The sequence below is a fragment of the Rhodococcus sp. Z6_132 genome (assembly GCF_058133635.1).
Genome location: NZ_JBYUNP010000002.1, coordinates 540,600 through 563,214, shown reverse-complemented (window position 1 = coordinate 563,214; position 22,615 = coordinate 540,600). Strand labels below are relative to the sequence as shown.

Below are 22,615 nucleotides of genomic sequence, written 5' to 3'. Positions count from 1 at the left end.
CCCCGGGGCGGGCCGCGCTCCTCGGGTGCGCGCTGAGCACAATGCGCCCATGAGCGATGCCCGCACGAGCGCTGCCCCCGTCCCGGAACTGGTGCCCCTGTGCGCCGACCTGCGCACCGCGTTCCTGCGTGCCGGCTTCCACACCGACGGCGTGCTGGCGCTGCTGGGCGCGGACGTCAACGCCGCCCTCGGCCGCAACGAGGCGGTGCCGGTGCGCCGGGTGCTGGACCGCCAGGGCTCCACCGATCCCGGCGGGCAGTCCCTGGCCACGCTGGTGCGGCTGTTCCTGCTCGGCGACACCTGCCCCGAGCCGGCGGCCGCGGCGGCGCTGGCGCCGCTGGACCTCGACGCCGCCGTCGCTGGCGGGCTGCTGCAGCGCCACGGAGGTGCGGTGCGCGCGGCGCTGGACGTGCGGCCGCTGGACACCGGGGCAGGCACCCGCTGGGTGGTGTCGGACCTGGACGCCGACCGGGGTGAGCTGGCTGGGGACCGGGAGTACGTGCCGGGGGTGGGGCAGGCCTCGGTGTCGCTGCTGCAGGCCATCCCCGCGCTGGCACCGGCCACCGCGCTGGACCTGGGCACCGGCTGCGGGGTGCAGGCCCTGCAGGTGGGCGAGCACGCCGGTGCCGTGACCGCGACCGACGTCAGCCCGCGCGCCCTGGCCATGGCCGCGGCCACCTTCGCCCTCAACCAGGTGTCGGTGGAGCTGTTGGCCGGGTCGTGGTTCGAGCCGGTGGCCGGGCGCCGCTTCGACCAGGTGGTGGCCAACCCGCCGTTCGTGGTGGGCCCCGCCGAGGTGCACAGCGTCTACCGCGACTCCGGGCTCGACCTCGACGGCGCCAGCGAGCTGGTGATCCGTGGCATCCCCGAGCACCTCAACCCCGGGGGCACCGCCACCCTGCTGGCGTCGTGGGTGCACGTGCGCGGGCAGGACTGGCGGCAGCGGGTGGCGTCGTGGCTGCCTGAGCACGGCATCGACGCCTGGGTGGTGCAGCGCGACGTCGCCGAGCCCGCCCTCTACGTGAGCACCTGGCTGCGCGACGGCGGGCTGGACCCGCACACCGGCGAGGGCGCCCGCCGCTACGACGCCTGGCTGGAGCACCTGGAGCGCTCCGAGGTCACCGGCATCGGGTTCGGCTACGTGACGCTGCGGGCCACCGACGCGCCGTCGGACGTGCTCGCCGAGGACCTGCTGCACCCGTTCACCGACCCGCTGGGCCCCGAGGCGCAGGCGTACCTGGCCCGGGTGGCGTGGCTGCGCGAGCACGACCTGCTCGACGCGCAGCTGGCCGTGGCGCCCGGGGTGGTGCTGCAGCGGGTGGCTGTCGCCGCCGATGAAGGATGGAAGCCATTGGTGGCCAGGGTGACTCGCACCGACGGTCCGCGCTGGGAGCACGAGGTGGACGAGCTCGCGGTCTCCCTGCTGGCGGGGCTGCGCCCGGACGGGCTTCCGCTCGGGGAGCTGGTGGGGATGTTGGAGCTGGCTCACGGCGAGGACGAGGGTGCGCTGACCGGCGCCGCCACCTCCCTGGTGCACGACCTGCTGCGACACGGCCTGGTGCTCCCGGCGGACCTGGCTGGCGACACACCGACCCGGTGATGGTGGCGATCATCTGCGGCGCGCCGTTGTAGCGTGAGCCGCCTTACGCCCGGCTCAGTCAACGTCGACGAGCGCTCTGCGCGTCTCGGCGACAGCTGTGCCCGGCACCATTGACTTGATCGTCAGGAGCTGCGGAATGGCTGGGCTCACCCTGTCGGGGATCGGCAAGGTCTACGACGACGGCACCCGTGCGGTGCGCGACCTCACCATCGACATCGCCGACGGCGAGCTGATCGTCTTCGTCGGCCCCTCCGGCTGTGGCAAGACCACGGCGCTGCGGATGGTCGCCGGGCTGGAGAACATCAGCGAGGGCGAGCTGCGCATCGGCGACCGGGTGGTGAACTCGGTGCCGCCGCGCGACCGCGACGTCGCCATGGTCTTCCAGTCCTACGCGCTGTACCCGCACCTGTCGGTGCGCGACAACATCGCGTTCGGCCTGAAGCTGCGCAAGATGCCCAAGGCGGAGATCCGCAAGCGGGTGGAGGAGGCGGCTCGGGTCCTCGACCTCACCGACTACCTCGACCGCAAGCCGCGCAACCTCTCCGGTGGCCAGCGCCAGCGGGTGGCCATGGGCCGGGCGATCGTGCGCGAGCCCCAGGTGTTCCTGATGGACGAGCCGCTGTCCAACCTCGACGCCAAGCTCCGGGTGCAGATGCGCACCGAGATCGCGCGGCTGCAGCGCGACCTGGCCGTGACCACCATCTACGTCACCCACGACCAGACCGAGGCGATGACGCTGGGCCACCGGGTGGCGGTCATGCGCAAGGGCGAGCTGCAGCAGATCGCCCCGCCCCAGGAGCTCTACGACCGCCCCCGCAACATCTTCGTGGCCGGCTTCATCGGCTCCCCCGCGATGAACCTGCTGATGGGCACCCTCTCCCGGGGTGCCGACGACGCGCTGCAGCTGCAGCTGGGCTCGCAGTCGCTGCCGCTGCCCGCCTCGGTGCTCGCCGCGCGACCGGCGCTGGCCGAGCACGTGGACCGCAAGGTGGTGGTGGGCGTGCGGCCGGAGGACCTGGACGACGCGTCGCTGCGCCCCGGTGCCGACGAGGCGACCCTGCAGGTGGTGGCCGAGCTCATCGAGCCGCTGGGCTCGGACCTGGTGGTGCACCTGGGCCTGGACGCGGAGTCCGCGGCCACCGTCGCCGACCTCGCGGACCTGGCCGACCTCGACGAGCTGCCCGGTGGGGACTCCTCCGTGGGCCGCGACGGTGCAACCGCCACCATGGTCGCCCGGTTCAACCCTCGCAGCGACGTCAGCGTCGGCACACCGGTGACGGTGCGCGTCGACACCGAGCGCCTGCACTTCTTCGACCCGAGCAGCGGACTCGGAATCTGGGCAGCCGAGCCCGACCCCGGACCCGGCGCCGACACTAGGGAGGAAATCGCATGAGATCGCACCGCAAGAGATTCCTGGCGCTGGGAGCGCTCGTCACCGGGGCTGCGCTGCTCGCCGCGTGCTCGTCGAGCCAGGAGTCCTCCTCCAGCTCGTCGTCGGCCAGCCCCACCACGTCCTCCAGCGCCTCGGCGCTGCCGCAGCTCAACGGCCAGGAGTTCGCCATACTGGGCCCCTGGACCAAGGACGAGCAGGTCACCTTCCAGAAGGTGATCGACGACTTCAACGCCAAGACCGGCGCCAAGGGCACCTACACCTCCGGTGGCGACGACGTGCCGACCATCCTGGGGACCAAGGTCGCCGGTGGCGCCCCGCCGGACGTCGCGGTGATCGCCTCCCCCGGCACGGTGGAGAAGTTCGCCAAGGAGGGCAAGCTCAAGCCCGCCAACCCGCAGGTGCAGGCGGCCGTGGCCGCCAACTACAGCCCGCTGTGGACCGAGCTGGGCAGCGTCGACGGCAAGCTCTACAGCGTCTACGCCGACGCCTCCAACAAGTCCACCTTCTGGTACTCCACCAAGGCCTTCGAGACCGCGGGCGTCACCGACGAGCCGAAGACCTGGGACGACCTGGTGAAGACCGCCCAGACGCTGGCCGACTCCGGCGTCCAGGTGCCGATCGCCGTCGCCGGTGGCGACGGCTGGACCCTGACCGACTGGTTCGAGAACGTCTACATCCGCACCGCGGGCCTGGACAGCTACGACAAGCTGACCAAGCACGAGATCCCGTGGACCGACCCGTCGGTGACCAAGGCGCTGGAGACCCTGAAGAAGATCTGGGGCAACAAGGCGCTGGTCGGTGACCCGGCCACCGCGCTGCAGACCAGCTTCACCCAGTCGGTGGCCAACACCTTCAAGAACGACGCCCCCTCGGCCATGGTCTACGAGGCCAGTTTCGTGGCCACCCAGATCGGCCAGGAGGTGCCCACCGCCAAGGTCGGCACCGACGCCAAGTTCTTCCCGTTCCCCGAGATCGACGGCTCCCCGCAGTCGGTCGTCGGTGGCGGTGACGCGGTGGTGGCCTTCACCGACAACCCCGCCGCGCAGGCGTTCCTGCAGTACATGGCCTCCACCGACGCCGCCAAGCTCATGGTGTCCAGCGAGGGCAGTGGCTTCGCCTCGGCCAACAAGACGCTGCAGGCGTCGGACTACCCGAACGAGACCCTGGCCAAGGTCGGGGCGGACATCGTCGCCGCCGGTGACAAGTTCCGCTTCGACATGTCCGACCAGACGCCCTCGGCGTTCGGCGGCACCAAGGGCCAGGGGCAGTGGAAGGCTCTGCAGGACTTCCTGGGCAACGGTGACGTCGCCGCCGCCCAGGCCCAGCTGGAGTCGGCAGCCAAGGCCGCCTACAAGTAGCTCCTCCCCGCTGCCGGTGATCCAGCCGGCAGGACATCCGATCACGAGGCAGGACGAGCACCGATGAGCCAGGACGCAGGGACGACGAGCGCTGACGTGCTCGTCAGGGCGGAACCAGACGTCGTCCCTGCGTCCCGGTCTCGGGGCGCAGGGCGCGGCAAGCGGGCGCACCCGCCCGGCGAGGGGCGCTGGCTGGCCTACGCGTTCCTGGGGCCGGCGCTGGTGCTGCTCGCCGCGGTCCTGCTCTACCCGATCGGCTACTCCCTGGCCCGCAGCTTCTTCAGCGACGCCGGCGGCGGCTGGGGCGACTGGGTGGGGCTGGACAACTACACGGCCCTGTTCACCAACCCGGACAACTTCACCGCGGTCAAGAACAACATCATCTGGATCGTGGTGGCGCCCACGGTGGTCACCATCGTGGGCCTGCTCTTCGCGGTGCTCAGCGAGCGGGTCCGCTGGGGCACCGCGTTCAAGCTCATCCTGTTCATGCCCATGGCCATCTCGTTCCTGGCCTCGGGCATCACCTTCCAGATGATCTACTCCGACCAGCCCACCCGTGGGCTGGCCAACGCGGTCGCGGTGGGCGTGCACGACACGTTCAGCCCGGCCGCCTCCTACCCCACCGTCAAGCCTCGCCCGGTCGCCGGGCTCGAGGGCGCGGAGGGAAGCGACTACACCTCCACCGCCGCCGTCGCCGCCGGCACCCCGGTGCTGCTGCCAATGGTGGGGCTGCCGGTGGCCAACCCACCCGCCGACGCGGCCCCGGCCGCACCGGCCCCGAACGGCGCGGGCCTGCACGGCACGGTGTGGAACGACTTCGCCGCCGGCGGTGGCGGCACCGTGGGCAGCATCGACTCCGGCGAGCTGGGCCTGCCGGGCCTGGAGATCCAGGCCGTCCGCGACGGCGCAGTGGTGGAGACCGCCACCGTCAGCGCCGACGGCACCTTCTCCTTCCCCTCCCTCACCGAGGGCAGCTACCAGCTGCGCCTGCCGGCCAGCAACTTCGCCGCGCCCTACGGTGGGCTGAACTGGCTGGGGCCCGACCTCATCACCCCGGCCATCCTCATCGCCTACCTGTGGGTGTGGGCCGGCTTCGCCATGGTCCTCATCGCCTCCGGGCTGGCCGCCATCCCCCGCGACGTGCTCGAGGCCGCCCGGATCGACGGCGCCACCGAGTGGCAGGTGTTCCGCCGGGTCACCGCGCCGCTGCTGGCCCCGGTGCTGATGGTGGTGTTCGTGACGCTGGTGATCAACGTGCTCAAGATCTTCGACCTGGTCTACGTGATGACCCAGGGCACCGGCAGCGGTCCGGCCGCCACCGTGCTCGCCGTGCAGATGTACAACCTGTACGCCAACGGCAGCTACGGCAGCTCCAGCGCCATCGGCATCGCGCTGGTGCTGCTGGTGCTGCCCGCCATGCTGTTCAACATCCGCCGGTTCCGAACGGAGCAGAGTTGACCACCGCAGGCACCGACCTCGTCACCGGCCGCGGGCGCACGCTGCCCCAGCGCATCGTCGCCCGGCTCACCAGCGGCACGGCCACCATCGTGCTGGTCGTCATCGCGCTGGTCTGGCTGCTGCCCACCTTCGGGCTGCTGGTCCAGTCGGTGCGCAACAAGGAGTTCTACTCCTCCGGCGGGTGGTGGCAGGCGCTGCTGCACCCCGCCCAGCTCACCGCCGACAACTACTCGGCGCTGCTGTCCACCTCGGCGATCACCGACTCCTTCCTGAACACCGTCAAGATCACCGTCCCGTCCACCCTGCTGGTGGTGCTCATCGGCGCCCTGGCCGGCTACGCCTTCGCGTGGCTGGAGTTCCCCGGGCGCGACTGGCTGTTCATCGCCGTCATCGCGCTGCTGGTGGTGCCCATCCAGGTGGCGCTGATCCCGGTGGTCAAGCTGTTCAGCACGGTAGGCATCTACGGCTCGGTCACCGGCCTGGTGGTCTTCCACGTGGCGTTCGGCCTGCCGTTCGCCATCTTCCTGTTCCGCAACTACTTCGCCGGCATCCCCAAGGACCTGCTGGAGGCGGCGCGGATGGACGGCGCCGGCGAGCTGCGCATCTTCCTCACGGTGATCCTGCCGCTGGGCCTGCCGGCCATCGCCTCGCTGGCCATCTTCCAGTTCCTCTGGGTGTGGAACGACCTGCTGGTGGCGCTGGTGTTCTCCGACTCCTCCACCCAGCCGCTCACCGTGGCGCTGTCCTCCCAGATGCGGGCATTCGGCGCCAGCATCGACATCCTGGCCCCCGGCGCGTTCCTGTCGCTCATCGTCCCGCTCGGGGTGTTCTTCGCCTTCCAGCGGTACTTCGTGCAGGGCGTGATGGCGGGCTCGGTCAAGTAGCCGGGCGGGACCAGGAGTGCGCGCCGTCATCTCCCGGGTGAGCAGCGCCTCGGTCACCGTGGACGGCGAGCTGGTGGCGGAGCTGACGGGCCCGGGGCTGCTGGTGCTGCTGGCCGTCGCCAGGGACGACCAGCCCGCGGCAGCGGCCACCATGGCCCGCAAGATCGCCGAGCTGCGCCTGCTGCGCGAGGAGCGCTCGGTGGCCGACACCGGCGCCGGGGTGCTGGTGGTCAGCCAGTTCACCCTCTACGGCGACACCCGCAAGGGCCGGCGCCCGTCCTGGTCGGCCGCGGCCGCCCCCGAGCACGCCACCGCGCTGATCGAGCGGGTGCTCGCCGAGCTGGCCCAGCGCGGGGTGCCCGCCGCCACGGGTCGCTTCGGCGCCGACATGGCGGTGGCGTCGGTCAACGACGGCCCGTTCACGGTGCTGGTGGACTGCTGACGCACGTTCGCCCGGCGGCGGCAAAGATCGTCCGCGTGCCGCGGTGCGTCTCACAATCGGACTCTCAGGAACTTCTCAGCCCGAGCGGGCGTTTGCCCAGGTCACAGCGGGTGTGACGCGGTGAGACAGGGAACTAATCACCGCCGTCCCGTCGTTGAAGTCAGTGAGAACCAACGACACGGAGGCGCACCATGACATCTGCCACCACCACCTCCACGGGAACCGCAAAGTCCATGTCCGACGGCGACCTGGACGCCCAGAGCCCCGCAGCCGACCTGGTCCGCGTGTACCTCAACGGGATCGGACGCACCGCGCTGCTGACCGCTGCTGACGAGGTGGAGCTGTCGAAGCGCATCGAGGCCGGGCTCTACGCCCAGCACCTGCTCAGCGAGGGCACCAAGATCAGCCCGGCCCGCAAGCGAGACCTGAACACCCTGGTCCGCGAGGGCCACGCCGCCCGCCAGCGCCTGCTGGAGGCCAACCTGCGGCTGGTCGTCTCGCTGGCCAAGCGCTACACCGGCCGCGGGATGCCCCTGCTCGACCTGATCCAGGAGGGCAACCTCGGCCTCATCCGGGCGATGGAGAAGTTCGACTACGCCAAGGGCTTCAAGTTCTCCACCTACGCCACCTGGTGGATCCGCCAGGCCATCACCCGCGGCATGGCCGACCAGAGCCGCACCATCCGGCTGCCCGTCCACCTGGTGGAGCAGGTGAACAAGCTCGCCCGGATCAAGCGGGAGCTGCACCAGCAGCTGGGCCGGGAGGCCACCGACGAGGAGCTCGCCACCGAGGCAGGCATCCCGGAGCACAAGATCGCCGACCTGCTCGACCACAGCCGGGACCCGGTGAGCCTGGACATGCCGGTGGGCAGCGACGAGGAGGCCCCGCTGGGAGACTTCATCGAGGACGCCGACGCCACCGACGCGGAGAGCGCGGTGATCTCCGGACTGCTGCACTCCGACATCTTCTCGGTGCTCGCCACCCTGGACGAGCGCGAGCAGCAGGTCATCCGGCTGCGCTTCGGCCTGGACGACGGACAGCCCCGCACCCTGGACCAGATCGGCAAGCTCTTCGGACTCTCCCGGGAGCGGGTCCGCCAGATCGAGCGCGAGGTGATGGGCAAGCTGCGTGCCGGCGACCGCGCGGAGCGGCTGCGCTCCTACGCCAGCTAGCCAGCACGGCCCGACGAGGCCGGGACCCGCACGGGCCCTGGCCTCGTCGGCCGTCCGTGGCCGTGCGGGAGGCCTCCGCCGCTCCGGTAGCGTGCCTGTCCATGACGAGCGTGCCCCCCTTCACCGAGCTGCTGCCCCTCACCGACGACGGCACCGAGTACCGCCTCGTCAGCACCGAGGGGGTGCGCCGGGTGGACACCGAGCTGGGCTCGTTCCTGCAGGTGTCCCCGGAGGCGCTGACCACCCTGGCCAAGGCGGCCATCACCGACATCCAGCACCTGCTGCGCACCAGCCACCTCAAGCAGCTGCGCGCCATCGTGGACGACCCGGAGGCCAGCGGCAACGACCGCTTCGTGGCCATGGACCTGCTGCGCAACGCCTGCGTCGCCGCGGGCAAGGTGCTGCCGATGTGCCAGGACACCGGCACCGCCATCGTGATGGGCAAGAAGGGTGAGCGGGTGCTCACCGGCGGTGGGGACGAGGCCGCGCTGTCGGAGGGCATCCGGCAGGCCTACGCCGAGCTGAACCTGCGCTACTCGCAGATGGCCCCGCTGACCATGTGGGAGGAGCGCAACACCGGCACCAACCTGCCCGCCCAGATCGACCTCAACGCCGTCGACGGCGACGCCTACCACTTCCTGGTGATGGCCAAGGGCGGTGGCAGCGCCAACAAGACGTTCCTCTACCAGGAGACCAAGGCGGTGCTCAACCCGCGCCGCCTGGCCATGTTCCTGGACGAGAAGCTGCGCTCGCTGGGCACCGCGGCGTGCCCGCCCTACCACCTGGCCATCGTCGTCGGTGGGCTGTCGGCCGAGCAGAACCTCAAGGTGGCCAAGCTGGCGTCGGCGCGCTACCTGGACACCCTGCCCACCGAGGGCTCTGCGGCCGGGCACGCCTTCCGGGACACCGACCTGGAGGAGCAGGTGCTGGAGATGACCCGCCAGTTCGGCATCGGCGCCCAGTTCGGCGGCAAGTACTTCTGCCACGACGTCCGGGTGATCCGGCTGCCCCGCCACGGCGCCTCGCTGCCCATCGGCCTGGCCGTGAGCTGCTCGGCCGACCGCCAGGCCAAGGCCAAGATCACCGCCGACGGCATCTTCCTGGAGCAGCTGGAGCGCGACCCCGCGCAGTTCCTGCCCGAGGTGACCGACGAGGACCTCTCCGACGAGGTCGTGCAGATCGACCTCACCCGCCCCATGTCGGAGATCCAGGCGACGCTGAGCGCCCTGCCGGTGAAGACCCGGCTGTCGCTGACCGGCCCGCTGGTGGTGGCCCGGGACATCGCGCACGCCAAGATCGCCGAGCGGCTGGAGGCCGGCGAGCCCATGCCGCAGTACCTGCGCGACCACCCGGTGTACTACGCCGGCCCGGCCAAGACGCCCGAGGGCTACGCCTCCGGGTCCTTCGGCCCCACCACCGCGGGCCGGATGGACGCCTACGTGGCGCAGTTCCAGGCCGCCGGCGGGTCCATGGTGATGCTGGCCAAGGGCAACCGCAGCAAGCAGGTCACCGAGGCCTGCTCCACCCACGGCGGGTTCTACCTGGGCTCCATCGGTGGTCCGGCCGCCCGCCTCGCCCAGGACTGCATCACCTCGGTGGAGGTGCTGGAGTACCCCGAGCTGGGCATGGAGGCGGTGTGGAAGATCGAGGTGCAGGACTTCCCCGCGTTCATCGTGGTGGACGACAAGGGCAACGACTTCTTCGCCGGCACCTCCCAGCCCACCCTGCAGATCAGCTTCCGCCGCTAGCCCAGCAGCGCGCCGCTAGCCCAGCACCGGATCCCTAGCGCAGCCGGCGCGGGCCCAGGTCGGCCCGCGTCGGCTCCGGTCCGATGCGCACCCGGGCCGCGGTCACCGACGCGCCGTCCGGCGAGGCCAGGATCGGGCCGCAGGAGAGCTCGCGGATCTGGCTGACGTGCTCGGCCAGCGCGGCCACCTGGCCCACCACGAGGGCCAGGGAGTCCAGGTCCGCGGGCTCGCTGCCCCGGTAGCCGGTGAGCAGCGGCGCAGCCTTGGGCGCGCGGATCAGCTCCTCCGGCGAGGTCAAGGGCAGCACCCGGTACGCGCGGTCGCCCAGCAGGTCGGAGATCACCCCGGACAGGCCGAAGGAGATCAGCGACCCGAACGACGGGTCGTCCTGCACCGCCACCGTGCAGTTGATGCCCTTGCCCGCCATCTGCTGCACGTACACCGAGCTGTTGCCGGACACCTCCCGCAGGTCGTCGTAGGCGATGCGCACCGCGTCGTCGCTGCTCACGTCCAGGCGCACCCCGATGAGGTCGGAGCGGTCGCGCCACTGCTCCCCCATCGCCTTGACCGCCACCGGGAAGCCCAGCTCGTGCGCGGCGGCGACGGCCTGGTCGGCGTCGTGGGCGACCCGGAAGGCCGCCACCTCCACCCCGTAGGTGTCCAGCAGCGCCGCGGCCTCGTCGTCGGTGAGCCAGCGCCCCTCCGGGGCGTCGGCCAGCCAGCCCTGCACCAGCTCACGGGCCCGGGCCACGTCCACCAGCTCAGGGTGGGCCAGCGGCTCCGGGTCCGGGCCGGGGCGCTCGCGCCACTGGGCGTAGCGCACCGCCCGCGACAGCGCCAGCGCCGCCCGCTCCGGGCCGGGGTAGGAGGGCACCGAGCCGCGCGCGGGCTGCCCGTCCGCGCCGAGCACGGCCAGGGAGTCCGGGATGCCCTCGGCGGCGAGGAAGGTGGTGACCACCGGCTTGTGCGAGCCGGCCAGCGTCTCCCGCAGGGCGGTGGCGAACTCGGTGCCGGGGATGGCCACCGGCGGCACGAACACCGCGATCAGCGCGTCCACGTCGTCGGCGGCCAGCGCGTCGCCCACGGCCTTGGCGAACTCCTGCGGGGTGGCGCTGGCGCCCACGTCCACCGGGTCGCCCACCACGGTGAGCCCGCGGCTGCGGGCGGCGTCGGCGCCCAGCACGCCCAGCGCCGTGGAGTTGCCCACCACGGCCACCCGCGGACCCGCCGGCAGCGGTTGGTAGGCGAGCAGCAGGGCGCAGTCGAAGAGCTGGGCGATGGACTCCACCCGGATGACGCCGGCCTCCTCGAAGAGCGCCTGCACGCTCGCCTCGTCCACCTCCACGCTGGTGGCCGCCAGGCCGGCGGGCACCGCGTGGCGGCCGCTCTTGACCACGATCACCGGCTTGTTGCGGGCCAGGCGCCGGGCCAGCCGGGAGAACTTGCGCGGGTTGCCGAAGCTCTCCAGGTACAGCAGCACCACGTCGGTGGCCGGGTCGGAGTCCCAGTACTGCAGCAGGTCGTTGCCGGAGATGTCGGCGCGGTTGCCGGCCGAGACGAAGGTGGACAACCCCAGGCCGCGCTCGGCGGCGGCGGCGAGGATGGCGATGCCCAGGGCGCCAGACTGGCAGAAGAAGCCCACCCGCCCGGCCGGCGGCAGCACCGGGGCCAGGGTGGCGTTGAGCGCCACCTCGGGGTCGGTGTTGGCCACGCCGAGGGCGCTGGGGCCGACCACCCGCATGCCGTGGGCGCGGGCAGCCTCCACCATGCGTCGCTCGGCGGCCAGGCCCTCGGGCCCAGCCTCGCTGAAGCCGGCGGAGATCACCACCAGCGCCTTGACGCCCTTGGCCAGGCAGTCGTCGAGCACGGCCTCCACCCCGCTGGCGGGCACCGCCACCACCGCCAGGTCCACCGGGTCGGGGATGTCGGAGACCGCGGCGTAGGCGCGGATGCCCTGCACGGAGCGGTTCTCCGCGTTGACCGGGTACACCGGCCCGGTGAACCCCGCCCGCAGCAGGTTCACCAGCACCGCGTGGCCCACCTTGAACCGGTCGGTGGAGGCGCCGATGACCGCGACCGAGGACGGGTGCAGCACGTTGTGCACGCTGCGGGCCTCCGAGGCGCGCTCGCGGAAGTTGCGCACGGTGAGCAGGGCCTCGGAGGGGTCGACGGCGAACTCCAGGTGCAGCACACCACCGTCGAAGGAGCGCTTGATCTGGTAGCCGGCCTGCTTGAACACGCCGAGCATGCTGCGGTTCTCCGACAGCACCTCCGCCACGAACGTGCGGATGCCGCACTCGGCCGCCGCCGCGGCGAGGTGCTCCAGCAGCACCGACCCCAGCCCGCGGCCCTGGTGGGCGTCGGCCACCACGAAGGCCACCTCGGCGGAGTGCCCGTCGCCGACGTTGGTGAGCCGCTCGTAGCGGCCCACGGCGATGATCTCCCCGCCCAGCAGCACCACGAACGCCACCCGGTCGTGGTGGTCGACGGTGGAGAAGCGGGCCAGGTCGCGGGCCGACATGGTGGGGTACGGACCGAAGTAGCGCAGGTAGCGGGTGCGCTCGGAGAGCTGGCTGTGGAAGCGGACCAGGTCGTCGGCCAGGTCAGGGGTCATCGGCCGCAGGTGCACCGTGCCGCCGTCGGAGGCCAGCGCGTCACCCTCCCAGTGCTTGGGGTAGTGGTAGGGGTCGATCTCCTCGGCCACCTCGACCTTGTCATCCATGGTGGACATCCTTACTCCTCAGTCCCCCTGCTCGGTCCCGCGATCTCAGTCTCGAGGGTCCTCCGGGTCCAGCCCGAGAAGCGGGAACACCGCACGTCGCGTGTCGCGGATCATGGTGTCCACCTTGGTCGTTGCTGGATCTCCGCTGGCAGCCACGCCGTCCCAGGGCTGGTGGGTGACGTCGGTGCCGTCACCCATGGTGGTGGGTACCGGCACCTGCGGCGAGAGCGTGGCCACGTGGGCGGTCCAGTCTGCGGGCACCTGCCGCTCCACGGCGACGTCGCGGTCGAGCACCGCGGCGAGCAGGTGCGTCCACGAGCGGGGCACCACCCGCAGCAGCCCGTAGCCGCCGCCGCCCATCGCCAGCCACCGCCCCTCCGCAGTCTCCTCGGCCAGCGCCCGCAGCGCCTGGAAGATGGCCCGGTGCCCGTCCACGCTCAGGCGCAGGTCAGCCAGCGGGTCCTCGCGGTGGGTGTCCACCCCGCACTGGGTGACCAGCACCTGCGGGCGGAAGGCGCGCAGCACCCCGGGAACGACGGCGTGGAAGGCCCGCAGCCACGACTGGTCGTCGGTGCCGGGCATCAGCGGCAGGTTGACGGTGCTGCCGGCCGCCTCGCCCCGGCCGACCTCCTGGGGCCAGCCGGTGCCGGGCCACAGCGTGGCGGGGTGCTGGTGCAGGGACAGGGTGAGCACCCGCGGGTCGTGCACGAACGCCGCCTGCACCCCGTCGCCGTGGTGGACGTCCACGTCCACGTAGGCGATGCGGTCGTAGCCGTGGTCGAGCAGCCAGGAGATGGCGATGGCGGGGTCGTTGTAGACGCAGAACCCGGAGGCTGCGTCGGCCATGGCGTGGTGCAGGCCGCCGCCGAGGGAGACCGCCCGGCGCGTGCGGCCGGCGGCGATCTCCCGCGCGGCGGCCAGCGAGCCGCCGGTGAGCAGCGCGCTGGACTCGTGCATGTGCTCGAAGATGGGGTTGTCCTCGGTGCCCAGGCCATGGTTGACCGCCTGCAGCTGGGTGGGCGCGCCCTTGACCGCCGCCAGGTAGGCCGGGGTGTGGATGCGCAGCAGGTCGTCGTCGGTGGCCGCCTGCGGCCGGATGGTCTCCACCCCGTCCAACAGACCCAGCCCGCGGGACAGCCGCATGGTCAGGTCCAGTCGGATGGGGTCGAGCGGGTGGTCCTCGCTCAGCTTGTAGCTGAGGTAGTCACTGGTCCACACGACTGCAGCTGGCGCCTGGCTCATGCCGGCGACGCTACTGTCTGGCAGCCGCCAGCGGGATCGCGGCGTGCCGGGCGAGCGTCTCGCCACAGCCTTCGTCGGATGACCACCCCGGTACATATACTCGTGGACAACGAAGGGGTGTGAGCGTGAACGACCTGGTCGACACCACGGAAATGTACCTGCGGACCATCTACGAGCTCGAGGAAGAGGGCGTCACCCCGCTGCGCGCCCGCATTGCCGAGCGCCTGGAGCAGAGTGGCCCGACCGTGAGCCAGACCGTGGCGCGCATGGAGCGGGACGGCCTGCTCGCCGTGGCCCAGGACCGTCACCTGGAGCTGACGCCCGAGGGCCGTGCCGTGGCTATCGCGGTGATGCGCAAGCACCGGCTGGCCGAGCGACTGCTGGTGGACGTCATCGGGCTCGCCTGGGAAGAGGTGCACGCCGAGGCCTGCCGCTGGGAGCACGTGATGAGCGAGGGCGTGGAGCGCCGCCTGGTGGAGGTGCTCGACCACCCCACGACCTCCCCCTACGGCAACCCGATCCCCGGCCTGGCCGACCTCGGAGGCACCCCGAGCCCCGTCAACGGCGCCACGCTGGTCCGGCTCACCGACGCCGCGGGCAAGGCCCCGGTCGCCGTGGTGGTGCGCCGCATCTCCGAGCACGTGCAGACCGACGCCGGGGTGATGGCCCAGCTGCGCCAGGCCGGCGTGGTGCCCGACGCCCGGGTCACCGTGGAGCGCACCCGCACCGGGGTGGAGATCACCGTCACCGGGCACACCACCGCCCACCTGCCCACCGAGATGGCGCACGCCGTCCAGGTGGAGCTGGTCGACGCGGCGGCTCCGGCCGCCAGCTAGCCCGCACGCCGCGACGCCGCTCGCCGCCGGGGCACCGGCGGGGCCACCCAGCCACGCCAGGAACCGCAAGCCCGCCCGTCCCACCAGGAAGAGGTCGTCGTGAAGCTGCTCGTCACCGGAGGGGCCGGCTACGTCGGCAGCGTGTGCACCGACCTGCTGGTGGAGCGCGGTCACGACGTCACCGTGCTGGACAACCTCTCCACCGGGCACCGCGACGCGGTCTCCCCCGCCGCCCGCTTCGTGGAGGGCGACGTGGCCACCGACGCCCACGCGCTGCTGGCCGAGGGCATGGACGGCGTGCTGCACTTCGCCGCCAAGTCGCTGGTCGGCGAGTCGGTGGAGCGCCCCGAGCTGTACTGGTTCGGCAACGTGGTGACCAGCCTGCAGCTGCTGGAGGCGGTGCGGGCCACCGGTGTGCCGCGGCTGGTGTTCTCCTCCACCGCTGCCACCTACGGCGAGCCCGAGACCAACCCGATCACCGAGGACGCGCCCACCCGGCCCACCAACCCCTACGGCGCGAGCAAGCTGGCGATCGACCACGCCATCACCTCCTACGCCAACGCCCACGGCCTGGCGGCGGTGAGCCTGCGCTACTTCAACGTGGCCGGCGCCCACGGCGGCTACGGCGAGCGGCACACCGTGGAGACGCACCTGATCCCGCTGGTGCTGCAGGTGGCCAGCGGCGATCGCGAGCACATCACCGTCTACGGCGACGACTGGCCGACCGCGGACGGCACCTGCCTGCGCGACTACATCCACGTGCGCGACCTCGCCGAGGCGCACCTGCTGGCGCTGGAGCACGCCGAGGCGGGGCGGCACAGCATCTACAACCTGGGCACCGGCGCCGGTTTCTCCGTGCTGGAGGTCATCGAGGCCTGCCGCCGGGTGACCGGCCACCCCATCCCCGCGCAGGTGGCTGCACGTCGCGCCGGCGACCCGGCCGTGCTGGTGGCCTCCAGCGCCCGGGCGGCCGCCGAGCTCGGCTGGAAGCCGTCGCGGCCCGAGCTGGACACCATCGTGGCCGACGCGTGGTCCCTCATCCAGCAGCGGACGGCCCAGCCGGGAGCGTGACCCCGAGGTCGGCGGCGACCTCGATCGCGGTGTCGGCCAGCTCGCGCACCGCCTCCGGGCGCAGACCACCGGCCAGGGCGGCCTCCAGCAGCCCCGCCATGCGGTGTCCGGGGTCAGCCTCCAGCGCCGCGCGCAGGGCGATCCCCGCCAGCGGGCCCTCGCCGCGCACGTAGCAGCCGTAGGCGACCAGCACCGCCGGCTCCGCCTTCTCCGGCGCGGGCAGCAGCCGGCACAGCTGCAGCCACAGCGACTCCGCCGCCGCGGCGTGCTCGCCCACCGCCAGGGCGAAGCAGGCGTCGCGCACCAGCGGGTCCGCCAGCGCCACCCCCAGCCGGGCGGCCTCGTCGGCGTCCACCGCGGCACCGTCCTCGGTGCGGGCCGCCGCGGCCAGCACCCGCTCCAGGTCCTCCCGCACCGCGCGCTGACCGCGGGTCTCCCGCGCCTGCAGCGACTCCTCCAGCGCCCGGTCGACCAGCTGGGCGCACCGCCGGCACTCGTCGGCGTCGCCACCACCCAGCAGCGCGTCCAGCTCGTCGCGGCCCCCGTGGATCACCCGCCCGTGCGCCACGTGCGCGGCGGCGGCCGGGCAGCTCTGCGGGTCGGGCAGCACACCGGCATCCGTTCGCCACCGGCCATCGACACCGCCGGACACCCGGTCCCGGCTCCACCACGGTGCACCGGCAGCGACGACCGCCACGCCGTGCACCCCCAGCACCGCCGTGCCCACCGCCTCACAGGCGGGCACCAACTCAGCCAGGAGGTCGGCGTGGGCGTCCGGGCGCCGGGACCGGTCGTCGACCACCACCAGGATCACCGCCACCGTGCCGCGCCGGGCGCACTGCACCGACAGCTCCTCGGCGAGCGCCGGGACGTGCCCCGGCTCGGCCTGGTGCGGGTGCGGCAGGTCCACCCGCATCACCAGTCCCACCCGGGCGCCGGTGGGCCCCTCCAGGCAGAGCAGGACCAGTGAGCGCTGGGGCACGAAGCCCAGCAGGGCGGGCAGCGAGGCGATCAGCTCGCCTGGCTCGGCGATGCAGATGGTGCTCGGGGGCGAGTCGGCTGAGGTGGTCATGGCGTGACCCTGCCGCCCGGGCACGACGGGCAACGGCCACCCACCCCACGCTGTGGACACTCCGGGCGGAGTGTGGACCACGGTCGTGGCGGGGGCGGCCGTTGCGGTGACGTGTCGGGCCTGCCTGCTAGCCGGGCGAGACCCGGCAGGTGGCCTCAGCTGCCGCGGGCGATCCACTCCTGCAGGTGTGGGGCCTCGCTGCCGATGGTCGTGCCGTCGCCGTGGCCGGTGAGCACCGTGGTGTCCTCGGGCAGGGCGAACAGCCGGTCCCGGATGGAGCCGATGATGGTCGGGAAGTCCGAGTACGACCGCCCGGTGGCGCCGGGGCCGCCGGAGAACAAGGTGTCGCCGGTGCACAGCACGCCCGCCTCGGGCAGGTACAGGCACGAGCTGCCCGGGGAGTGCCCTGGCGTGTGCAGCACGTGGATCTCGGTGCCGGCCACCGAGATGCGCTGCCCGTCGGACAGCTCGCCGTGCTGCACGCCCGGGTGGGTCATGTCCCACAGCACCTGGTCGGCCGGGTGCAGCAGCACCGGGGCGTCGAGCTGCTCGCCCAGCTGCGGTGCGACCGTCACGTGGTCGTCGTGGCCGTGCGTGCACACCACTGCCAGCACGCGGCGGCCACCCACGGCGTCGATGATCGGCTGGGCGTCGTGGGCGGCGTCGACCACCACCACCTCGGAGTCGTCACCGATCAGCCAGATGTTGTTGTCCACGTCCCAGGTGCCGCCGTCGAGGCTGAAGGTGCCGGAGGTGACCACGTGGTCCACGCGCACGCTCACAGCATCACCACCGAGCGCAGCGCGCCGCCGGAGTGGATGGTGGTGAAGGCCTGCTCCACGTCCTCCAGGCCGATCCGCTCGGTGACGAAGCGCTCCAGCGGCAGCCGGCCCTGCTGGTACAGGTCCACCAGGACCGGGAAGTCCCGCTCGGGCAGGCAGTCGCCGTACCACGACGACTTCAGCGAGCCGCCGTGGGAGAACAGGTCCACCAGGGGCATCTCGATCTGCATCTCCGGCGTGGGCACCCCTACCAGCACCACGGTGCCGGCCAGGTCACGGGCGTAGAAGGCCTGCTTCCAGGTCTCCGGACGACCCACCGCGTCGATCACCACGTCCGCGCCGAAGCCGTCGGTGAGCTCCTGCACCGCGGTCACCACGTCGTCCACGGCCGAGGCGTCGATGGTGTGGGTGGCACCGAGGTCGGTGGCCCACTCCAGCTTCTTGGGGTCGCGGTCGATGGCGATGATCTTCGACGCCCCGGCCAGGCGGGCACCGGCGATCGCCGCGTCGCCCACGCCGCCGCAGCCGATCACCGCCACCGAGTCACCCCGGCTGACGTTGCCGGTGTTCACCGCCGCACCGATCCCGGCCATCACGCCGCAGCCGAGCAGGCCCACCACGGCGGGATCGGCCGAGGCGTCCACCTTGGTGCACTGGCCAGCCGCGACGAGGGTCTTGTCGGCGAAGGAGCCGATGCCCAGGGCCGGGGTGAGCTCGGTGCCGTCCTCCAGCGTCATCTTCTGCGTGGCGTTGTGGGTGTTGAAGCAGTACCACGGGCGGCCACGCTTGCAGGCCCGGCACTCCCCGCACACCGCGCGCCAGTTGAGCACCACGAAGTCGCCCGGCTGCACGTGCGTGACGCCCTCGCCGATCGACTCCACCACGCCGGCCGCCTCGTGGCCCAGCAGGAAGGGGAACTCGTCGTTGATCCCGCCGTCGCGGTAGGTCAGGTCGGTGTGGCAGACGCCGCAGGCCTGCACGTCCACGACCACCTCGCCGGGACCAGGGTCGGGAACGGTGATGGTCACCAGCTCCACCGGGGCACCCTTGCTCCGGGCGATCACTCCGCGTACCTGCTGGGGCATGTGCTGCCACCTCTCTCGACTTGGGCGGGAAGACCTGCGGCTCGGACAGAGCCGACGTCGCCGACCATCGTCCCAGAACCCGCACCAGGCGCGCGGACCGCGGTGACGGCCACCCACCACCCACCGGGAACGGCCCTCGCCGTCGCCGACGCGTGCGGGCTAGAACTAGGCCCCGACCCTCGCCTCCCACCGCTCAGGAGCCCGCCGTGCCCGCACCCGACCAGCTGCGCGACGTCGTCGCCACCTACATCGCCTCCGTCACCGCCGGGGACGTCGACACGATCGTCGGCCTCTACGCCGACGACGCCACCCTGGAGGACCCCTATGGCGGCCCGGTGCGGCGCGGCCGCGAGGAGATCGCCACCCACTACAGCGGCATGGCGGGGATGAAGCTGGAGGCCGAGCTGGTGACCGTGCGCGCGGTCGCCGACACCGCGGCGTTCCAGCTGGACGTGCGCATGCACGCCGGCAACCGGGTCACCACCATCTCCAGCATCGACGTGATGACCTTCGACGAGCAGGGCCGCATCACGGCCATGCGCGCCTACTGGGGCAACGACGACGTGGCCGTCTCCGACGACCCTGCGGGTGCGTAAGAGCGGCGTTACCGTCCCGTAAGGACTTCTCTTCGCCCCGGGCCGGCACCGGCTGCTCCGGTAGCGTCACACACTTACCGTCGGAAGGACTTCCATGACCGACAGCGCGACGATCGACGAGGTGCCTGCCCCGGTCGAGGCGGAGGACGAGGCCAACGACTACGACCTGGTGGTGATCGGCTCCGGCCCCGGAGGGCAGAAGGCGGCCATCGCTGCGGCCAAGCTGGGCAAGCGGGTTGCCGTCGTGGAGAAGGTCAGGATGCTCGGCGGGGTGTGCACCAACACCGGCACCATCCCGTCCAAGACCATGCGCGAGGCCGTGCTCTACCTCACCGGCATGAACGAGCGCACGCTCTACGGCGACAGCTACCGGGTGAAGTCCGACATCACGGTGGACGACCTGCTGGCGCGCACGCAGCACACCATCGGCAAGGACACCCAGACGGTGCGGTCCCAGCTGATGCGCAACCGGGTGGACCTGCTCACCGGCACCGCGCACTTCAGCGACCCGCACACCGTGGTGGTCGACGGGGAGAACAAGCGCGAGCACACCACCGTCCGGGCGGCCAAGATCGTCATCGCCACCGGCACCCGGCCAGCCCGGCCGGCGGACGTGGAGTTCGACGACGAGCGGGTGCTGGACTCCGACGGCATCCTCCACCTGACCAAGATCCCCGCCAGCATGGTCGTGGTGGGCGCCGGCGTGGTGGGCATCGAGTACGCCTCCATGTTCGCCGCCCTGGGCACCCGGGTCACCGTGGTGGAGCAGCGGGCCGGGATGCTGGCGTTCTGCGACTCCGAGATCGTGGAGTCGCTGAAGTTCCACCTGCGCGACCTGGCCGTCACCTTCCGCTTCGGCGAGGAGGTCACCAAGGTGACCAAGGGCAGCCGCGGCACCGTGACCACGCTGGCCAGCGGCAAGCGCATCCCCGCCGAGACGGTGATGTACTCCGCCGGCCGGCAGGGCCTCACCGACGAGCTCAAGCTGAAGGCGGCGGGGCTGAAGGCGGACAAGCGCGGCCGCATCGCGGTGGACGAGCACTACCGCACCGAGGTCGACCACATCTACGCCGTCGGCGACGTCATCGGCTTCCCCGCGCTGGCGGCGACGTCCATGGACCAGGGTCGCCTGGCCGCCTACCACGCCTTCGGCGAGCCCACGCCGAAGGACCTGGGCCTGCAGCCGATCGGCATCTACTCCATCCCCGAGGTCTCCTACGTGGGCAAGACCGAGGTGCAGCTCACCGAGTCATCGGTGCCCTACGAGGTGGGCACCGCCCGCTACCGCGAGCTCGCCCGCGGGCAGATCACCGGCGACGCCTACGGGATGCTCAAGCTGTTGGTCTCCACCGAGGACCGCACCCTGCTCGGCGTGCACGTCTTCGGCTCCGGCGCCACCGACCTGGTGCACATCGGCCAGGCGGTGATGGGGTGTGGTGGCACGGTGGACTACCTGGTGGACGCGGTGTTCAACTACCCCACCCTCTCCGAGGCCTACAAGGTGGCGGCGCTGGACGTCACCAACAAGATCCGCGCGCTCAACGCCTTCTCCAGCTGAGGCCTGCTCCAGCCGAGCGGGTCGCCCCGCCGGCTGTGACGGGTCTCGCCTCCTCGGGCGAGACGCGGGCGGGACGGAATGCGGCACCGCAGCCCGACGTTGGGGGACAATGTAGGGACGTGACGGAAGGTGACGAACCACCCATGACCAACGACGAGAGCTCCCCCATGTACGAACTTGAGTTCCCCTCCCCCGAGCTGACGGGTGCGGACGGGAGCGGTCCGGTGCTGGTGCACGGGATGGAAGGCTTCTCCGACGCCGGGCACGCGGTCCGCATCGCCACCACGCACCTGCGCGAGTCGATGGAGACCGACCTGGTCGCCAGCTTCGACATCGACGCGCTGCTGGACTACCGCTCCCGCCGGCCGATGATGGGCTTCGAGGGCGACCACTTCGCCAGCTACGCCGAGCCCACGCTGAACCTGTACTCGGTCAAGGACGCCACCGGCACCCCGTTCCTGCTCCTGGCCGGCATGGAGCCCGACCTGAAGTGGGAGCGGTTCATCACCGCGGTCCGGATGCTGTCGGAGCGCTTCGGCGTGCGCCGCACCATCGGCCTCAACGCCATCCCCATGGCCGTGCCGCACACCCGCCCCACCGGGGTCACCGCGCACGGCACCTCCACCGACCTGGTCCGCGGCTACGAGCCGTGGGTGGGCAACGTGCAGGTTCCGGCCAGCGCGGCCTCGCTGCTCGAGCTGCGCCTGGGCGAGGCGGGGCACGAGGCGATGGGCTTCGCCGTGCACGTGCCGCACTACCTCACCCAGACCGACTACCCCGAGGCCGCGCTCACCCTGCTGTCGCACCTGAGCGACGCCTCCGGGTTGACGCTGCCCACCGAGGAGCTCACCGAGGCCGCTGCGCGGGTGCGCGAGCAGATCGACGCGCAGGTGACCGCCTCGGAGGAGGTGGCCACCGTGGTGCAGGCCCTGGAGCGCCAGTACGACGCCTACGTCGGCTCGCAGGAGCGGACGTCGCTGCTGGCGGCCAACGGCGAGCTGCCCACCGGTGACGAGCTGGGGGCCGAGCTCGAGCGCTTCCTCGCCCAGAACGCCGGGCAGGACCCCTCCTCCGGCGACGGTCCCGAGGGCCTGTAGCCGGAGCAGGGTCTGCCCGCGGCAGGTCAGCTGGCGAAGCGCTGCTGCAGCTTCTCCAGGGTGCGGGTGATGCCGGTGCCGTTCATCTTGGGCACGCCGACGAGCTCGAGCGCCTTGGGCAGCACGTGGGTGCCGTAGCTGAAGGTCTCCACCACCTCGGTCTGCCCGGGCGAGACCGGGGCGAGCTCCCACCGCCAGGTGTGACCCATGGGGTGGCGCCACTCGATCACCCGGTCGGGCTCGAAGTCCACGACGGTGCTGGTGATGCGGTAAGGCACGCCGTACATCTTCATGCTCACCGAGAACTTGGCACCCTTGCTGAGCGTGTCGGGCGCCTTCACCGAGTCGCGCACCGTGCCGGACCCGTCCAGCTCGCCGTGGCGCCGCGGGTCCGCCGCGAGTGCGAAGACCTCGGCGGGGGTGGCGTCCACCACGACTCGTCGGGAGACCCTGCGCGGGCCTGTTTCCACTGTGGTCACCTGTGTGTCAGCCATCTCGT

The 22,615-nt window shown here is 72.0% G+C and carries 19 protein-coding genes; 13 read left to right on the top strand and 6 right to left on the bottom strand.

The window, feature by feature from the left end; genetic code table 11:
- The first annotated feature begins 49 nt into the window (after nt 1-49).
- The 8 genes from AC3YO9_RS09265 (at nt 50) to AC3YO9_RS09230 (ending at nt 10,055) form a co-directional block, all read left to right on the top strand.
- Nucleotides 50-1,600, top strand: a complete 1,551-nt coding sequence (locus tag AC3YO9_RS09265) for a DUF7782 domain-containing protein (RefSeq protein WP_489982945.1) — start codon at nt 50-52, stop codon at nt 1,598-1,600.
- Between the two features lie 136 nt (nt 1,601-1,736).
- Entirely contained in the window at nt 1,737-2,993 is a 1,257-nt protein-coding gene (locus AC3YO9_RS09260) for an ABC transporter ATP-binding protein (RefSeq protein WP_127783337.1), read from the top strand.
- The gene (locus AC3YO9_RS09255; protein ID WP_489982944.1) at nt 2,990-4,351 is read left to right on the top strand and encodes an ABC transporter substrate-binding protein; all 1,362 of its coding nucleotides are present in this window, start codon (nt 2,990-2,992) and stop codon (nt 4,349-4,351) included. The genes AC3YO9_RS09260 and AC3YO9_RS09255 overlap by 4 nt, the downstream gene beginning before the upstream one ends.
- Before the next feature lie 63 nt (nt 4,352-4,414).
- Nucleotides 4,415-5,809, top strand: coding sequence for a carbohydrate ABC transporter permease (locus AC3YO9_RS09250; RefSeq protein WP_127783339.1), 1,395 nt, complete (start codon nt 4,415-4,417; stop codon nt 5,807-5,809).
- A complete protein-coding gene (locus AC3YO9_RS09245) occupies nt 5,806-6,693 on the top strand; it encodes a carbohydrate ABC transporter permease (protein ID WP_127783340.1) in 888 nt (295 codons plus the stop codon). Before AC3YO9_RS09250 ends, AC3YO9_RS09245 begins: the two co-directional genes overlap by 4 nt.
- 16 nt (nt 6,694-6,709) lie before the next feature.
- A complete protein-coding gene (gene dtd, locus AC3YO9_RS09240) occupies nt 6,710-7,135 on the top strand; it encodes a D-aminoacyl-tRNA deacylase (RefSeq protein ID WP_489982943.1) in 426 nt (141 codons plus the stop codon).
- A 191-nt stretch (nt 7,136-7,326) separates the two neighbouring features.
- Complete coding sequence (locus AC3YO9_RS09235) at nt 7,327-8,307, top strand: sigma-70 family RNA polymerase sigma factor (RefSeq protein WP_489982942.1); 981 nt, start codon at nt 7,327-7,329, stop codon at nt 8,305-8,307.
- Nucleotides 8,308-8,408: 101 nt separating this feature from the next.
- The gene (locus tag AC3YO9_RS09230; RefSeq protein WP_489982941.1) at nt 8,409-10,055 is read left to right on the top strand and encodes a fumarate hydratase; all 1,647 of its coding nucleotides are present in this window, start codon (nt 8,409-8,411) and stop codon (nt 10,053-10,055) included.
- 34 nt (nt 10,056-10,089) lie between these two features.
- Here AC3YO9_RS09230 and AC3YO9_RS09225 read toward each other — a convergent pair whose 3' ends face one another.
- Both AC3YO9_RS09225 and AC3YO9_RS09220 read right to left on the bottom strand, forming a co-directional pair.
- The gene (locus AC3YO9_RS09225) at nt 10,090-12,786 is read right to left on the bottom strand and encodes a bifunctional acetate--CoA ligase family protein/GNAT family N-acetyltransferase (protein ID WP_489982940.1); all 2,697 of its coding nucleotides are present in this window, start codon (nt 12,784-12,786) and stop codon (nt 10,090-10,092) included.
- A gap of 36 nt (nt 12,787-12,822) precedes the next feature.
- Nucleotides 12,823-14,019, bottom strand: a complete 1,197-nt coding sequence (locus AC3YO9_RS09220; RefSeq protein ID WP_127783345.1) for an acetoin utilization protein AcuC — start codon at nt 14,017-14,019, stop codon at nt 12,823-12,825.
- Nucleotides 14,020-14,144: 125 nt separating this feature from the next.
- Here AC3YO9_RS09220 and AC3YO9_RS09215 point away from each other — a divergent pair, with 125 nt between their 5' ends.
- Nucleotides 14,145-14,855 (top strand): iron-dependent transcriptional repressor DtxR, encoded by a 711-nt coding sequence (locus AC3YO9_RS09215; RefSeq protein ID WP_127784814.1) that lies wholly within the window; start codon nt 14,145-14,147, stop codon nt 14,853-14,855.
- 99 nt (nt 14,856-14,954) lie between these two features.
- Nucleotides 14,955-15,926, top strand: a complete 972-nt coding sequence (gene galE / locus AC3YO9_RS09210; protein WP_489982939.1) for a UDP-glucose 4-epimerase GalE — start codon at nt 14,955-14,957, stop codon at nt 15,924-15,926.
- On the opposite strand, the gene AC3YO9_RS09205 is transcribed toward galE, so the two are convergent.
- The 3 genes from AC3YO9_RS09205 to AC3YO9_RS09195 all read right to left on the bottom strand — a co-directional run bounded on the left by AC3YO9_RS09205 (nt 15,892) and on the right by AC3YO9_RS09195 (nt 18,865).
- The gene (locus AC3YO9_RS09205) at nt 15,892-16,998 is read right to left on the bottom strand and encodes a DUF4192 domain-containing protein (protein WP_489982938.1); all 1,107 of its coding nucleotides are present in this window, start codon (nt 16,996-16,998) and stop codon (nt 15,892-15,894) included. The two genes, galE and AC3YO9_RS09205, sit on opposite strands and share 35 nt — an antisense overlap.
- A gap of 155 nt (nt 16,999-17,153) precedes the next feature.
- Nucleotides 17,154-17,780, bottom strand: a complete 627-nt coding sequence (locus AC3YO9_RS09200; protein WP_489982937.1) for an MBL fold metallo-hydrolase — start codon at nt 17,778-17,780, stop codon at nt 17,154-17,156.
- The gene (locus tag AC3YO9_RS09195) at nt 17,777-18,865 is read right to left on the bottom strand and encodes an S-(hydroxymethyl)mycothiol dehydrogenase (protein ID WP_489982936.1); all 1,089 of its coding nucleotides are present in this window, start codon (nt 18,863-18,865) and stop codon (nt 17,777-17,779) included. The genes AC3YO9_RS09200 and AC3YO9_RS09195 overlap by 4 nt, the downstream gene beginning before the upstream one ends.
- Nucleotides 18,866-19,071: 206 nt before the next feature.
- On the opposite strand from AC3YO9_RS09195, the gene AC3YO9_RS09190 reads away from it, so the two are divergent.
- From AC3YO9_RS09190 to AC3YO9_RS09180, 3 genes are all read left to right on the top strand, one after another.
- Nucleotides 19,072-19,461: a nuclear transport factor 2 family protein gene (locus AC3YO9_RS09190; RefSeq protein ID WP_489982935.1), complete on the top strand. Its 390-nt coding sequence runs from the start codon at nt 19,072-19,074 to the stop codon at nt 19,459-19,461.
- Nucleotides 19,462-19,555: 94 nt separating this feature from the next.
- Nucleotides 19,556-21,019, top strand: coding sequence for a Si-specific NAD(P)(+) transhydrogenase (gene sthA / locus AC3YO9_RS09185; protein ID WP_127783351.1), 1,464 nt, complete (start codon nt 19,556-19,558; stop codon nt 21,017-21,019).
- 143 nt (nt 21,020-21,162) lie between these two features.
- Nucleotides 21,163-22,116, top strand: coding sequence for a proteasome assembly chaperone family protein (locus AC3YO9_RS09180; RefSeq protein WP_206517992.1), 954 nt, complete (start codon nt 21,163-21,165; stop codon nt 22,114-22,116).
- Between the two features lie 26 nt (nt 22,117-22,142).
- On the opposite strand, the gene AC3YO9_RS09175 is transcribed toward AC3YO9_RS09180, so the two are convergent.
- Nucleotides 22,143-22,610 (bottom strand): SRPBCC family protein, encoded by a 468-nt coding sequence (locus tag AC3YO9_RS09175; protein WP_127783352.1) that lies wholly within the window; start codon nt 22,608-22,610, stop codon nt 22,143-22,145.
- Nucleotides 22,611-22,615: the final 5 nt, after the last annotated feature.